Raw genomic sequence first — 15,110 nt, forward strand, 5'->3', positions numbered from 1 at the left:
CCGGCCTGCGGCTGACCCGGCCAGCCCGGGCCCTGCTGTCCCGGCACGGCGGGCTGCTGCCCCGGCGCCACGGGCTGCTGCCCCGGCACAGCGGGCTGCTGGGACGGGGACGACCAACCGGCGGCCGGCGGCGGAGACGGGGCCGACCAACCGGCGTCCGGCGGCTGCGGGGACGTCGGCGGCCCCGGCCGACCGGGCTGCTGCGCCGGCCATCCGGCGTCGCCCTGCGGCACGGACCGGTCCGGCTGCGGCTGCGGCGCGCTCCCGGTCGGCGGTTCCCCCTTGGCGGGGTTCGGGGACGGGGACGACGGCTGGGTCACGGCGGGCTCCCGGCGGGATCGTCGACCGCGGGCGCGGTACGGGCAGCCACACCATACGACTCCCGCTCTGCGCCGACAGTCCCGCAACGACCCCGCCCCGCCCGACCTCCGGCGTACCGGCGGCGACGACTTCCGGGAAGTTGCGGTTTCCGCAAACCAGGAGACGCCAACTTCCCCGACACCGCGGCCTTCACCAGGGGCGACGCCAACGGCGGATTCAGCCGTACGGGGGATGTTGAGGAGCGGGCGTAACCCCCTTGTGGGGGCGTCGTTGAGTCTGATGTCGGAGCGCTGATCAGCACGACGACGAGAACGGCCGATGCCCTGTCGGTCGAGGGGTGGCGGCGGGGCATCGTGCATAGAGGGGCCGGGCGTGTGAGGGGTGCGTCCGGCCCCTCCCCCTGTCCGGGTACCGGCCCCGCGGCGGTCAGCCGACCGGCTGGGCGATGTTCTCCCGGACCCACTCCACGATCGCCTGGGTGGTCGCGCCCGGGGTGAAGATCTTGGCGACGCCGAGCCGCTCCAGCTCGGGGATGTCGGCGTCCGGGATGATGCCACCGCCGAAGACCACCACGTCGGCGGCGTCGCGCTCGGCGAGCAGCTCCATCACCCGCTTGAAGAGGGTCATGTGCGCGCCGGAAAGGACGGACAGGCCGACGGCGTCGGCGTCCTCCTGGATCGCGGTCTCCACGATCTGCTCCGGCGTCTGGTGCAGGCCGGTGTAGATGACCTCCATGCCGGCGTCCCGCAGGGCACGGGCGACCACCTTCGCGCCCCGGTCGTGGCCGTCCAGGCCGGGCTTCGCGACGACGACCCGGATACGAGAGCTCATCAGCGCACACCTTTCACCGGCTGGGGCAGTCCTCACCTGAACGAACGGTAACCCGGCCGACCCGGGGCCGGAAACCCGGGCTGCACCCCTGACCCGGTTTCCCCGTCCGTGACCCGGTTTCCCCGTCCCGGCCCTCCGAAAGACGCCCCGGCGACCGGACCGGCGACCCCACCCGGCGGGACGGCCGGCCGGCGGGCCGGCGTTGATCGTCTCGGTTCGCCGCAACCGGCGGTATCCGGCGCCGACGACACCGCGACATGCCGCATCCGGGGGCTGATCCATCCGGGCAGCGGTGGCCCATCCGAGGACGGTGGAGAGCCATCCGGGGACGGTGGTGATCCAATAGCGACGGACGGGCCGTGGCGGAAGCGGGACGCCTCCGCCGAACGGTCACTGTCCGCGACGAACGGGTAGTTAGCAGGCCAGCCAACCGGCGGCACGAGCTATGACAAGAGCGGACGGAAACGGACAGAAAGAAACGCCAATTCGGCGCTTCAGCTTGTGACAGGAGTGGCGGTTGGCTAACGTGTCCACGGTTGTCATCAGGTCCACGGACGGGTGACGACGCGGCCACCGGACGTTCGACCGAGCTTCACCGAACGGTTCGAGGTCGCATCGGATCCCCGACAACGGAGGGTGTGCGTGCGCCAGCGCCTGTCGTCTGAGCCCGATAGATATCGCGGCCGTCGCCGCGTACCCACCCCACCGCGGAGCCGCTACGCCGCGGTCGTGACCACCGCCTTCGTGGGGGCCGGCATCGTCGCCCTCGGCGCGAACGCCCTCCCGGACGCCAAGAGCGTCAGCCCGTCGGTCCTCGACGAGCTCAAGCAGGCCTCGGTCACCAACCAGGACGTGGCGGCCCGTGGCGACTCGGCCGACCGCGCCAGCCGGGACAGCCGCACCGACAAGGCCTCGACCGAGCAGGACGTCTGGCTGCTCCCGCTGCACGGCTACGACTTCAACTCGCCCTACGGCATGCGCTGGGGCAAGCTGCACACCGGCATCGACCTGGTCGCCCCGGAGGGAACCCCGTACCTGGCGGTTCATGACGGCACGGTCACCAAGGCCGGCTGGTTCGGCGGCTACGGCTACGCCGTGATCGTCCAGCACCCGGACGGCAGCGAGGCCATCTACGGCCACTCGTCGGCGGTCACCGTCAAGGAGGGGCAGCAGGTCAAGGCGGGCGACCAGCTCGGCCTGGTCGGCAACACCGGCCACTCGTACGGTTCCCACCTGCACCTGGAGATCCACGTTGACGGGCAGCCGCTCGACCCGGTGCCGTTCCTGGCGGACCACGGAGTGGACATCAAGCTGCAAGTCGAGGCAATCTACAGCGAAGTAGCCGCGTCCTGACGCTGCGTATCGTCCTTTGACCGCCCGGATCAGTCGATCCGGGCGGTTTTCGTTGCGGCAAAGTCTGCCGGGTCACAGTCAGAAATGTGAGCGGCCGCACACCCGTACATGATCCTTTTCCAGCGGAAAGGGCGCGATCGGGCATGAACCCGGCCCGTGGTGGCCGCCGACCACCCCGGTCCTCTGGTGCCAGTACCCGCCGCGACTCGGGCCGACACCAGTATTTCGAGGTCACGTGCCCCCTCGACTGATGAAGGTCCCCGTGCAGGAAGACAGCCCCATCCAGAACGAGAACACCCCGGACACCCCCGCCCGGCACCGGCGCAAGCGCCCGGTCCGGCGCACCACATACCTCGTCATCGGCGCGGCCGCTCTGGTCGGCCTCGGCTTCGGCGGCGTCTCCGTCGCCACCGCCGGCCACGACACTCCGGCCCCGTCCGCCGTGGACTTCGACGCCCAGGCCCGCGCCGAGGCCGCCGCCCGCGCCGACCGCTCGGTCCGCGAGTCGACCGCGCCGGTCACCCCGTCCGCGACCCCGGCCAGCCCGTCCCCGAGCCCGACCACGGCCAGCCCGAAGCCGACGAAGACGGCCAAGCCCAAGCCGAAGGCGACCAGCAAGCCCAAGCCCAGCTGGGTGATCCCGATGAAGGGCGCCGGAATCACCTCCTGCTACGGCCAGCGGTGGGGCACGCTGCACGCCGGCATCGACTTCGCGATGCCGGCGGGCACCCCGATCCACGCCGCCGCGGCGGGCACCGTGGTGAAGGCCGGGGACGCCGGCGACGGCTACGGCAACTCGGTCTTCATCGACCACCACAACGGCTACCTGACCCACTACGCGCACCAGAGCCGCCTGATCGTCAGCGTCGGCGACAAGGTGAAGGCCGGCCAGGTCATCGGCTACGAGGGCGCCACCGGCGACGCCACGGGCCCGCACCTGCACTTCGAGGTGCACAAGGGCGCCATGTGGAACCAGATCGACCCGGCGCCGTTCCTGCGCGCCCGGGGCATCGACGTGGCCTGCTGACGGGCGACGGCACGAGGAGGGGCCCGGTCCGGCGATCGCCGGACCGGGCCTCACTCGACTCAGAGCTTGTCGATCGGGGCGTGCCGGAGCACCAGCCACATCGTCTGGTCACCGAAGTCGATCTGCGCCCGGGCCCCCGGCCCGTGCCCCTCGACGGCCAGCACCCGGCCCAGGCCGTAGCGCTGGTGGTTGACCCGGTCGCCCACCGAGACCTTCGGCGTCTGCTTCAACTCGCTCGCCGTGGCCAGCCGGCTGGCGTCGACCCCGAGCCGCTTGGCGAGCTGCGCCGCCTTGGGCGTACCCCCGGTGAAGGTGCCACGCCCGCCGGGCGCGCGGTCCGCGCGGCCGCCGACGCCACCGCCCCCACCGGCCCACGAGGTGTACGACCCCTCGGTGCGCTCCCAGCGGACCAGCTCGGTCGGCAGCTCCTCCAGGAAGCGCGACGGCGGGTTGTAGGCCGGTGCGCCCCACGCCGAGCGGGTGACCGCCCGGGACAGGTAGAGGCGCTGCCGGGCCCGGGTGATGCCCACGTACGCCAGCCGCCGCTCCTCCTCCAGCTCGCGGGTGTCGCCCAACGAACGCAGGTGCGGGAAGACGCCGTCCTCCAGGCCGCTGAGGAACACCACCGGGAATTCCAGCCCCTTGGCGGTGTGCAGGGTCATGAGGGTCACCACGCCCTGGTGGTCCGGATCGTCGGCGGGGATCTGGTCGGCGTCGGCGACCAGCGCCACCTGCTCCAGGAAGCCGGCCAGGGTGGCCCGCTCGTCCTCCTCGCCCAGCGCCTCGATCCGCTCGGTGTACTCCCGGGCGACACTGACCAGTTCCTGGAGGTTGTCCACCCGGCCGGCGTCCTGCGGATCGAGGCTCTCCTCCAGCTCGGCCAGGTAGCCCGAGCGGGTCAGCACGGCCTCCAGCACCTCCTCCGGGGTGCCGGTGGCGGCCAGCTCGCGCGCATCGTCGAGCAGCGCGACGAACTCGGCGATGCCGTTGGCGGCCCGGGTGGAGATGCCCGGGGCGTCCTTGGCCCGGCGCAGCGCCGCGCCGAAGGAGATCCGGTCGCGGCCGGCCAGCGCCTCCACGCACGCCTCGGCCCGCTCCCCGATGCCACGGCGCGGGGTGTTGAGGATCCGGCGCAGGCTCACCGTGTCGTCGTCGTTCACCACGGCGCGCAGGTAGGCCAGCGCGTCGCGGACCTCCTTGCGCTCGTAGAAGCGCACCCCGCCAACCACCTTGTAGGGCAGGCCGACCCGGATGAACACCTCCTCGAAGACCCGGGACATGGCGTTGGTGCGGTAGAAGACGGCCACGTCGCCCGGGCGGGTGTCGCCCGCGTCGACCAGCCGGTCGATCTCCCGGGCCACCCAGTCCGCCTCGGCGTGCTCGGTGTCGGCCACGTACCCGACGATCTGCTCGCCGGCCCCGGCGTCGCTCCACAGCCGCTTGGGCTTGCGGGAGGTGTTCCGGTCGATCACCGCGTTGGCGGCGTTGAGGATGGTCTGGGTGGAGCGGTAGTTCTGCTCCAGCAGGATCGTCCGCGCGTCGGTGAAGTCGCGCTCGAACTCGAGGATGTTGCGGATGGTGGCGCCGCGGAACGCGTAGATCGACTGGTCGGCGTCACCGACCACGCAGAGCTCGGCCGGCGGGATGCCCTCCGTGCCGGAGACCAGCTCCTTGATCAGCACGTACTGGGCGTGGTTGGTGTCCTGGTACTCGTCGACCAGCACGTGCCGGAACCGCCGCCGGTAGCTCTCCGCGACGTGCGGGTGCGACTGGAGCAGGTGCACCGTCGTCATGATCAGGTCGTCGAAGTCCAGCGCGTGCGCCTCGCGCAGCCGCCGCTGGTAGAGCGTGTACGCCTCGGCCAGCGCCCGCTCGTTGGGGCCCTTGGCGCGGCCGGCGAATTCCTCCGGGTCGACCAGCTCGTTCTTCAGGTTGGAGACCTGGGCGGCCAGGCCGCGCGCCGGGTAGCGCTTCGGGTCCAGGTCGAGCTCGCGGGCGACCATCTGCATGAGCCGGCGGGAGTCGTCCGCGTCGTAGATCGAGAAGGTGGACTTCAGGCCGGCGTGCTCGTGCTCGGCCCGCAGGATCCGGACGCAGGCCGAGTGGAAGGTCGACACCCACATCAACCTGGCACGCGGGCCGACGAGAGCGGCAACCCGCTCCTTCATCTCGCCGGCGGCCTTGTTGGTGAAGGTGATGGCGATGATCTCACCCGGGTGCACGTCCCGGGCGGCGAGCAGGTAGGCGATCCGGTTGGTCAGCACCCGGGTCTTGCCGGAGCCGGCGCCGGCCACGATCAGCAGCGGGGACCCGGCATGGGTGACCGCGTCCCGCTGGGGGCCGTTCAGCCCGTCGAGCAGGGCCTGCGGACCCGGCCGGGCCGACGGCGCCGGACCGGCCTTCTTCCGCTCCGGCGTGCCACCCGGCCGCGCCGAGGGCCGGTCATGAACGCCGGACGGGCTGGAGTCGCCGCCGGGCCCGTGCGACGGGCTCGGCTGGGGCTCCGGCGCGGGCGGGGACGCGGGGATGTCGAAGAGAGGATGCATCGCACGGCGAGTCTATGCCGCCGGCCGGACATCTCCGGTGCGCGCGGGGCCGGCAGGCCGCCGGCGGCGCCAGGTCGTGGCGCGGTGGCGGGCGCGCCACGCTGGCGGCGGCTTCGCATCCCACAGGTTGGCGGTTTCCTTGCGCGGACCGGCCGCGGGTCGGCATACTCGACGGCGTGTTCGAGCAGCGCTTCTACTTTTACTACGGCACCGGGAGTCCGGCAGCCGTAGGTCGCGCCTGAGCACAAGACCTGCGAAAGCCCCGGGCTCGGAGAGCCCGGGGCTTTTTCGTCCCGGGATCCGGGCACCGGGCCCGAGACCCCGAGGGGTACGACGATGATGACTGACGTGGTGGAGTCCAGCGGCAGCCTGGCGCGGCACGACGGGCCGAACGGCACGAACCCGACCGGGGCCGCGGCGGCCCGCACGGGCACCGCCGACTCGGCGGCCGCGGAACGGATCGCCGAGATCAGGGAGCGGATCGACGAGATCGACCGCACCATCATCGCGCTCTGGCAGGAGCGGGCCGCGCTGTCCCAGGAGGTCGGGGCCACCCGGATGGCCTCCGGTGGCACCCGCCTGGTGCTCTCCCGGGAGCGGGAGATCCTGGAGCGCTTCCGGGAGGCGCTCGGCGCGGACGGCACCCAGCTTGCCCTGCTGCTGCTCCGCGCCGGCCGCGGCCCGCTGTGAAGGCCCCCGGCGGGCCTTCAGGCCGCGCCGAGCTGGAGTTGCCGGATACGACGAACCGCCTGCCGACGTCGCGCTGACGCCGGCAGGCGGTCCGGGGTGGGTCAGGCCGCCTCGTGGGTGGCGACGATCTCCCGCTTCTCCGCGAAGTGGCAGGCGCTCGGGTGGTCCGAGCCCCGCCGGATCTGCAGCAGCGGCACCTCCTGGGCGCAGATGTCCTGCGCCTTCCAGCACCGGGTCCGGAACCGGCAGCCCGAGGGTGGGCTGACCGGGGAGGGGACGTCACCGGTGAGCCGGATGATCGCCTTGTTATCCCGCAGCGTCGGGTCGGGCACCGGCACGGCCGAGAGCAGCGCCTGGGTGTACGGGTGGGTCGGCCGCTCGTAGATCTCGTCCTCGGTGCCGATCTCCACCATCTTGCCCAGGTACATCACCGCGACCCGGTCGGAGAGGTGGCGCACGACCGACAGGTCGTGGGCGATGAAGACGTACGACAGACCGAACTCCGCCTGGAGCTTCTCCAGCAGGTTCATCACCTGCGCCTGGATCGACACGTCCAGCGCCGACACCGGCTCGTCGCAGACGATGACCTCCGGCCGCAGAGCGAGCGCCCGGGCGATGCCGATGCGCTGCCGCTGACCGCCGGAGAACTGGTGCGGGTACCGGTTGATGTGCTCCGGGTTCAGGCCGACCAGGTCGAGCAGCTCCTTGACCTTGCTGCGCCGGCTGCCCCGCGGAGCCACATCCGGGTGGATCTCGAACGGCTCACCGATCAGGTCACCGACCGTCATCCGGGGGTTCAGCGAGGTGTACGGGTCCTGCATCACCAGCTGGATCTGCCGGCGGAGGCGGCGCAGCGCCCCGCCGGAGAGCTTGGAGATGTCCTGGCCCTTGTAGAGGACCTGGCCGGCGGTGGGCCGCTCCAGGTTCATCAGGACCCGGGCCAGCGTCGACTTGCCGCAGCCGGACTCACCCACCACGCCCAGCGTCTCGCCGGCCTTCAGCTCGAAGGAGACGCCGTCGACCGCCTTGACCTGACCGATGGTCTTCTTGAACACGATGCCCCGGGTCACGGGGTAGTGCTTGACCAGGTCACGGACCTCGATGATGTTCTCAGTCACGGTTCACGAGCTCCTCGGCGAAGTGGCAGGCGCTGGCCCGGCTGCGGCCGACCTGCAGCAGCGGGGGCAGCTTCTCCCGGCACACCGGCTGCGCCATCGGGCAGCGCGGGTTGAACGGGCAGCCCGGCGGGATGTTCATCAGGTTCGGCGGCAGGCCCTTGATGGTGCGGAGCTCCTGCCCCTTCTCGTCCATCCGCGGGATCGAGTTGAGCAGGCCCAGGGTGTACGGGTGCGCCGGCTTGGCGTACAGGTCGTACACGTCGGCTTCCTCGACGATCCGGCCGGCGTACATGACCGCGATCCGGTCCGCGACGTCGGCGACCACGCCGAGGTCGTGGGTGATCAGGATCATGCCCATCTGCCGCTCCCGCTGGAGCTCGCCGAGCAGGTCCATGATCTGGGCCTGCACGGTCACGTCCAGCGCGGTGGTCGGCTCGTCCGCGATCAGCACCTCGGGGTCGAGGGCCAGCGACATCGCGATCATCGCGCGCTGCCGCATACCGCCCGAGAACTGGTGCGGGTAGTTGCTGTACCGACCCTTGGCGTTGGGGATCTTCACCTGGTCGAGCATCTCGATCGCGCGCTTCTTGGCGTCCGCGCGGCTCATGCCGCGCCGGATGCGGAACTGCTCGGCGATCTGGAAGCCGACGGTGAAAACCGGGTTGAGGGCGGAGAGCGAGTCCTGGAAGATCATCGCAATGCCTTCACCCCGGATCCGGCGCCGCTGCTCGGCGGACATCGCGAGCATGTCCTTGCCGTGGAAGCGGACCTGCCCACCGGTGACGAAGCCGGGCGGGGTGTCCAGGATGCCCATGATGGTCTGCGCCGTGACGCTCTTGCCGGAGCCGGACTCGCCGAGCACGGCGAGGGTCTCCCCCGCGTCGACGTGGTACGTCACCCCATTGATGACCTTGGCGACGCCGTCCCGGGTACGGAACTCCACCCGAAGGTCGTCGACCTCGAGCAGGCGGCCCGAGGGGCGGCCGGATCCGTCGGCGCCCGGGGCGGACTGCTCGGACACGAGAATGTCGGACAACTCAGTTCCCCTATCGGAGCTTCGGGTCGAGGGCCTCGCGGACCGCCTCGCCGAGCATGACGAAGCTCAGCACGGCGGCGACGAGGAACGCGGAGGGGAAGAACAGCAGGTACGGCGAGACCCGGATGTAGTTCTGCGCCTCGCTGATCATGATGCCCCAGGACACGACGGGGGTCTTCAGGCCGATGCCCAGGAAGGAGAGCGTGGCCTCGGCGCCGATGAACGAACCGACCATGATCGTGCCGTAGACCAGCAGCGGGGCCAGGCAGTTCGGCAGCAGGTGCTTGAGGATGATCCTGCCGGTGCCGGCGCCGAGCGCGCGGGCCGCGACGATGTAGTCGGCCTCCTTGGTGGCCAGCACCGAGGAACGCATCAGCCGCATGGTCACCGGCCAGCTCAGCACGGTCAGCGACATGATCACCAGGCCCATGATCTGCCACTCGCCGTTGTCCGTGCCCGCGCCGTTGAACGTGGTCAGGATGACGATCGAGCCGAGCACGAACGGCAGGCCGAAGAAGATGTCCGCGATGCGGGAGAGCAGCGCGTCCACCCAGCCGCCGCGGTAGCCGGCGATGATGCCCATCGCGCCACCGATCAGCAGCGTGCCCATGGTGGAGAGCACGGCCACCACGATCGAGGCGCGGGCACCGTAGATGGTCCGGGCGAACACGTCGCGGCCCTGCACGTCGTAGCCGAACCAGGCGTCCGCCGACGGCTCCACCCGGCTGCGCGACAGCGTGCCGTTGACCGCGTCACCGGAGGTGAACAGCGACGGGAACGCCGCCATCAGCAGGAACAGCACGATGAACGCGGCCGAGATCCAGAACAGCGGCTTGCGACGCAGGTCGAGCCAGGCGTCGCCGAGCAGGCCACGCGGCTTCTGCTGCTTCTGCTGCGACTCGGGCAGGCCGGCGTTCGTGGGCGCACCGGAACCGGCCTCGGTCGGCATGGTCGCGGGCGGCGTCGAGACGATCGACGCGGCGGTCGGGTCACTCATAGCGGATCCTCGGGTCCAGGGCGGCGTAGAGCAGGTCCACCAGCAGGTTCATGACCAGGTAGACGAGCACCAACACCACCACGATGCCGACAACGGTAGCGCTCTGCTTCGTGACGATGGCTCGCAGCACCTGGCGGCCGATGCCGTTGATGCCGAAGATGCCCTCGGTGACGATGGCACCGCCCATCAGGGCGCCGAGGTCGGTGCCGAGCAGGGTGACGACCGGGATCAGCGAGTTGCGGAGCAGGTGCACGCCGACCACCCGGCGCATGGGGAGGCCCTTGGCGATGGCGGTGCGGACGTAGTCGGCGCGGCGGTTCTCCGCGATGCTGGTCCGCGCCACCCGGGCGATGTACGCCATCGAGGCGCTGCCCAGCACGAAGCCGGGGAGGAGCAGCTCGGTGATCGGCATGTCGTTCGAGACGGTCGGGCGGACGAGGCCCCACTTGACGCCGATGAGCCACTGGAGCACGAAGCCGATGACGAAGACCGGCAGCGCGATCAGGAAGAGGGTGGAGATCAGGACCAGATTATCCAGGAAGCCGTTGCGCCGGAGACCGGTCAGCACACCCGCGCCGAGACCGATGATGGCCTCGATCGCCAGGGCGACCACCGCCAGCTTCAGCGTGTTCGGGTACGACGTGGCGATGATGTCGCCGATCGACCGGCCGCTGAACGTGGTGCCGAAGTCGCCCTGGAAAAGGTTCTTCATGTAGGTGGCGTACTGCACCCAGATCGAGTCGTTGAGATGGTACTTCTCGGTCATCGCATTGACGTAGTTCGCCGGGCAGGGGCGATCACCGCACTTGCCGGCGAACGGGTCGCCGGGCACCGACCAGACGAGCCAGTAGATCAGGAACGTCGTGCCGATGAAGACCGGCACGAGTTGCAGCAGCCGTCTCAAGAGATAACGGCCCATGGGGTGGTCCTCCAGACAGGGGGCGCGTCGGACGGCCGACACGGATGGTGACAACGTGCGAGGGGTCCGTTGTACACCCCCTCGCGGAACGGCCCCGGGTCGGGCTCAGGCGGGGGGATGCCGGCAGGCCCCGCGCCGGCGTACCTGGAACGGGTCCGGCCCCGGCGCGCGGGGCGCCGGGGCCGGACGGACCGCCCGGGTCAGGCGGTGAAGCGGACCTTGCGGCGCCGGACGATCAGCACGGCGACCGCGCCGGCGGCCAGCAGCAGCACGCCCACGGTGGCGGCGGCGGCGACCGGCGAGCCGGTCAGCGGCAGGCCCCCGCCATTGCTGGCCGGCGAGGTCGACGGCGCCGGGCTGCCCGCCGGGGTGGACGGGGAGGGGCTCTCCGCCGGGGCCGAGGGGGACGCCGACGCCGACGACGGCGACGGCGACGGCGAGGCCGACGGGGACGCCGGGACGGCGGTGAAGCTCGCGACAGCCTCGGCCCGCACCGTCTCGCCGGTGCTGCCGCCCAGGATCAGCTTCTGGGCCTTGCCGCCGGTGTAGAGGAAGACCCGGCCGAAGGAGACCGAGTTCTCGGCCTTCAGGGTCACCGACACCTCGCCGGCGCCGTCACGGGTGAGCCAGAACCGGCCCCCGTTGGTGATGGTCGTGACGGGCTTGCCGGCCTCGTCGACGGCCTGACCGCCGGTGGCCGCCACGGTGATCTCGCCCGCCGGCCCGGTGACCGTGAACGGTCCGGCCTTCCCGCCGGCGGTCGCGGTGGCCTTCGCCGGGTCCACGGTCAGGTCGGCCTTCGGCTCCGGCTGGTCGGTCGCGTGCGCGACCAGGTAGTCGTGCACCTTCTTGACCACGGCGTACTGCTGCTCGCCGAGCTTCACACCGTCCTGCCAGTCGCCGAGCACCACGTCGTCGCTGAACGTCCAGATCGCGGTCTGGGTGCCGAAGTAGAGCAGGACGTCACGGCGGGCGGCGTCGACCCCGGCCGGCACGGTGGCGCCCGCGGCGGTCAGCAGCGCGGTCGCCTCGCCGTTCGGGTAGCCGTGGGTCAGCACCCACTGCACCTTGCCCAGCTTCTCGGCGGCGATGCCGGACCTGTCCCAGCTGCCCTCGTCGTACGTCCCGTTCAGCGCGACCTGGGTGTGAAAGTCGATGCAGTAGGCGGGGACCTGCTTGCCGTCGATCTTGAGGGCCAGCTCGGACGTGGTCATCGGCTTGCCGTTGAGCACCAGCTGGACGCCGGTGCCCTTGACGCTGACCGCGGTGCCGGTGGCGTCGGCGGCGCGCGCCGGCCCGGCCAGGCCCAGCGCCAGCGCACCGCCGGCGACGAGCGCCGCGGCGGTACGCGCCCAGCGTCGACCTCGTTGCATGAACATCGGAATCGTGCACCTCTCCCCAGGGGTGGTGGCCCGTCCCACGCGGGCCCGACACGTCGCCGTCCCCCGCGGGGTCTCGCACCACCCGCACGCGGAAGACGCGACGGGCCATTATGGACGATTCGATGATCTTTTGTCATCCCCGAGGGCGGGAATGACCGGAAGCCGGCCCGTCAGACCAGTCGGCGGTCCGCGGCCCAGCGGGACAACTCGTACCGGTTGGACATCTGGAGCTTGCGCAGCACGTTGGAGACGTGCGTCTCGACCGTCTTGATCGAGATGAACAGCTCCTTGGCGATCTCCTTGTACGCGTACCCGCGGGCCAGCAGCCGGAGCACCTCGCGCTCGCGGTTGGTGAGCTGGTCCAGCTCGGGGTCGGCGACCGGCGCGTCCGGCCGCGCCGCGAACGCGTCCAGCACGAACCCGGCCAGCCGGGGGCTGAACACCGCGTCCCCGTCGGCCACCCGGCGGATCGCGTCGGTCAGCTCGTCCGGCGAGATGGTCTTCGTGACGTACCCCCGGGCGCCGGCCCGGATCAGGCCGATCACGTCCTCGGCCGCGTCGGAGACGCTCAGCGCCAGGAACCGCACCTGCGGGTGGGTACGCCGCATCGCCTCCAGCACCGCCCGGCCCCCGCCGTCCGGCATGTGCACGTCGAGCAGCACCACGTCCGGCTGGGTCGCGGCGATCCGGGTGACCGCCTCGGTCACCGTGCTCGCCTCCCCCACCACCTCGACGTGCGTGCCCAGCTCCGCGCGTACGCCCGCCCGGAACATGGCGTGGTCGTCGACGAGGAACACCCGCAGCCGCCCCTCCCGAGGCGCCGCCGGCTCGACCGCTCCCTGCTCCGTCATGATCACTTGTCCCTTTCCGCCGTGGAGCCCGTGCCACCGCTGATCGGCAGGATCAGCCGGACCTCGGTCCCCTCCCCCGGCCCGGACCGGATCTCCGCCCGGCCGCCGTGCCGCTTCATCCGCCCGATGATCGAGCCCCGGACGCCGTGCCGGTGATCCTCCACCGTATCCGGGTCGAAGCCCTTGCCCCGGTCCCGCACGAAGACGCTGACCTGGTCCGGCTCCACCTCGGCGTAGAGCGAGACGGTCCGCACCTCGGCGTGCCGGGCCGCGTTGACCAGCGCCTCGCGGGTCGCGGCGACCAGCGCGCCGACCCGCTCGTCGGTCTCCCGGTCGCCCACCACCACCGCCTCCACGGTGATCGCGAAGGTGTCCTCCACCTCCGCGGCGGCCTGCTCCAGGGCGGCGGCGAAGCGTTCGGTGGGCGAGGCGGTGGGCTTGTAGAGCCAGTTCCGCAGCGATCGCTCCTGACCACGGGCCAGCCGCTGCACCGTCTTGACGTCGCTGGCGTTGCGCTGGATCAGGGCGAGGGTGTGCAGCACCTGGTCGTGCACCATCGCGGCCAGCTCGGCCCGCTCCTGCTCCCGGATCCGTCCCTCCCGCTCGGAGCGGAGCTGGTTCCAGGTCCGCCAGAGCACCGGGCCGGTCACCACGCCGACCCCGGCCAGGCCCACCAGCGCGAAGATCACGCCGTTGAGCACGGCGTCGAAGTTCTGCGCCGGCGAGTAGACCGCGGCCACGCCGATGATGCCGACGGCGACGAGCACCCCGCCACCGATGAACCGGAGCACGAACGCCCGCCGGTCGCTCTCCTCCACCACCGCGCCCAGCCAGGGCACCGGCATCGAGCCGCCCCACTGCCGGCGGCGCTCCGGCGCGGACTGGTGCCAGATCACCCCGGCGCCGACCGCGATGATCGCGACCAGCCAGCCGGCCGTGCCGGCCGCGCCGACCGAGTGGAAGGCCATCACCTGGATCATCAGCACGCCCAGCCCGATGGCGACGAACGGCAGCAGCTGGCCGAGGTCACGGCGGGGCGGTACGGCGGTGTCGCCGGGTCGCAACGGGACGACCGCCCAGAACGCGGCGTACAGGAGCAGTCCGAGGCCGTTCAGCCCGAGCAGCACCATGAAGGCGATCCGGACGCGCAGCACCGAGATGCCGAGGTGCTCGGCGATGCCGGCGGCCACGCCGGCGGCCAGCCGGTGCTCGGTGGCCCGGTAGAGCCGCGGCGGGTGCGGGGTCACGGTGCTGCTGATCGGAGGCTCCCGGGTCGGGGTGACGGTGGTGCGGGCCGGCCGCTGCCGGCGCCGTCCCGATCGTCACACGGCGGGGCCGGTCCGGACCACGGGGACGCCCCCGACATTCGGGCCCGCGGGATCTCAGGGTGGCGTCAGGGTCGGGTCCGGAGGACGCTCGGGCGGCCGGGGCAGCAGGATCGTAGGCATGACCGAGGACGCTGCCCGTCCGCCCCGACCTGGGGCGGCAGCACAGGACGGGCCACCGCCACCCCCGCCGCCGGGGCCGGCGCCCACCGCCGCCGATCCCACCGCGCCGCCACCGCCCGGCGGTTCCGGGTCGTACCCCGGGCCGCCCCCCGGCGGGTACGCCCCACCGCCCGGCGCCGCCGGCTTCACCACACGGTACGGGCTGGTCCGCCCCCGCGAGGGCCGCTACCTGGCCGGCGTCTGCGCGGCGATCGGCCGGGCGACCAACACCGATCCGGTGCTCTGGCGGGTGCTCCTCGCCGTGCTGGGCTTCTTCGGCGGGATCGGCATCCTGGTCTACGTCACCGCCTGGCTGATCATCCCCGGGGAGGGCGACACCGCCTCACCGGTGGAGTCGATGCTGGGCCGGGGACGGTCGAGCATGTCCCCGATCACCGTGATCGTGCTCAGCATCGTGGTGGCGGTCGGCTTCGGCTACGTGGTCACCAACGCGTTCCGGGCGATCCTCCTCGGTGCGGTGATCCTGATCGGCGGCGCGTTGCTGCTCAACCGGGACCAGCGGGGCCCGGAGGCGCGGCCGGGCGCGGCCCC

General features: G+C 71.8%; 13 protein-coding genes. 4 read left to right on the top strand and 9 right to left on the bottom strand.

Going from position 1 to position 15,110, the window contains the following annotated elements:
- Window positions 1–747: 747 nt before the first annotated feature.
- Window positions 748–1,152 carry a coenzyme B12-dependent isobutyryl CoA mutase small subunit gene (gene icmB, locus EFE23_RS24805; protein ID WP_123243328.1) on the bottom strand — a complete coding sequence of 135 codons (405 nt, stop codon included), beginning with the start codon at window positions 1,150–1,152 and terminating at the stop codon, window positions 748–750.
- A 642-nt stretch (window positions 1,153–1,794) separates the two neighbouring features.
- Between icmB and EFE23_RS24810 the strand changes: the two genes are divergently transcribed.
- Both EFE23_RS24810 and EFE23_RS24815 read left to right on the top strand, forming a co-directional pair.
- On the top strand, window positions 1,795–2,505 hold the full coding sequence (locus EFE23_RS24810) for a M23 family metallopeptidase (protein WP_123243329.1): 711 nt from the start codon (window positions 1,795–1,797) through the stop codon (window positions 2,503–2,505).
- 250 nt (window positions 2,506–2,755) lie between these two features.
- Complete coding sequence (locus tag EFE23_RS24815; protein WP_123243330.1) at window positions 2,756–3,532, top strand: M23 family metallopeptidase; 777 nt, start codon at window positions 2,756–2,758, stop codon at window positions 3,530–3,532.
- A 59-nt stretch (window positions 3,533–3,591) separates the two neighbouring features.
- On the opposite strand, the gene pcrA is transcribed toward EFE23_RS24815, so the two are convergent.
- A complete protein-coding gene (gene pcrA / locus EFE23_RS24820; RefSeq protein ID WP_123243331.1) occupies window positions 3,592–6,078 on the bottom strand; it encodes a DNA helicase PcrA in 2,487 nt (828 codons plus the stop codon).
- A 336-nt stretch (window positions 6,079–6,414) separates the two neighbouring features.
- On the opposite strand from pcrA, the gene EFE23_RS24825 reads away from it, so the two are divergent.
- Window positions 6,415–6,768, top strand: a complete 354-nt coding sequence (locus EFE23_RS24825) for a chorismate mutase (protein WP_123243332.1) — start codon at window positions 6,415–6,417, stop codon at window positions 6,766–6,768.
- A 101-nt stretch (window positions 6,769–6,869) separates the two neighbouring features.
- On the opposite strand, the gene EFE23_RS24830 is transcribed toward EFE23_RS24825, so the two are convergent.
- The 7 genes from EFE23_RS24830 to EFE23_RS24860 all read right to left on the bottom strand — a co-directional run bounded on the left by EFE23_RS24830 (window position 6,870) and on the right by EFE23_RS24860 (window position 14,318).
- Entirely contained in the window at window positions 6,870–7,886 is a 1,017-nt protein-coding gene (locus EFE23_RS24830) for an ABC transporter ATP-binding protein (protein ID WP_123243333.1), read from the bottom strand.
- Window positions 7,879–8,907, bottom strand: coding sequence for an ABC transporter ATP-binding protein (locus tag EFE23_RS24835; RefSeq protein ID WP_123243334.1), 1,029 nt, complete (start codon window positions 8,905–8,907; stop codon window positions 7,879–7,881). Before EFE23_RS24835 ends, EFE23_RS24830 begins: the two co-directional genes overlap by 8 nt.
- A gap of 25 nt (window positions 8,908–8,932) precedes the next feature.
- On the bottom strand, window positions 8,933–9,919 hold the full coding sequence (locus EFE23_RS24840; RefSeq protein WP_123243335.1) for an ABC transporter permease: 987 nt from the start codon (window positions 9,917–9,919) through the stop codon (window positions 8,933–8,935).
- Complete coding sequence (locus EFE23_RS24845; RefSeq protein ID WP_123243336.1) at window positions 9,912–10,838, bottom strand: ABC transporter permease; 927 nt, start codon at window positions 10,836–10,838, stop codon at window positions 9,912–9,914. The genes EFE23_RS24840 and EFE23_RS24845 overlap by 8 nt, the downstream gene beginning before the upstream one ends.
- A gap of 200 nt (window positions 10,839–11,038) precedes the next feature.
- Window positions 11,039–12,217: a thioester domain-containing protein gene (locus tag EFE23_RS24850; protein ID WP_123243337.1), complete on the bottom strand. Its 1,179-nt coding sequence runs from the start codon at window positions 12,215–12,217 to the stop codon at window positions 11,039–11,041.
- Between the two features lie 173 nt (window positions 12,218–12,390).
- The gene (locus EFE23_RS24855) at window positions 12,391–13,071 is read right to left on the bottom strand and encodes a response regulator (RefSeq protein WP_123243339.1); all 681 of its coding nucleotides are present in this window, start codon (window positions 13,069–13,071) and stop codon (window positions 12,391–12,393) included.
- A 2-nt stretch (window positions 13,072–13,073) separates the two neighbouring features.
- Window positions 13,074–14,318: an ATP-binding protein gene (locus EFE23_RS24860; protein ID WP_123243338.1), complete on the bottom strand. Its 1,245-nt coding sequence runs from the start codon at window positions 14,316–14,318 to the stop codon at window positions 13,074–13,076.
- A gap of 199 nt (window positions 14,319–14,517) precedes the next feature.
- Here EFE23_RS24860 and EFE23_RS24865 point away from each other — a divergent pair.
- Window positions 14,518–15,110: PspC domain-containing protein (locus tag EFE23_RS24865; RefSeq protein WP_199737218.1), on the top strand; the 593-nt coding region annotated here is incomplete at its 3' end.

It is taken from the genome of Micromonospora solifontis (genome assembly GCF_003725545.1).
Classification (GTDB): Bacteria; Actinomycetota; Actinomycetes; order Mycobacteriales; family Micromonosporaceae; genus Micromonospora; species Micromonospora solifontis.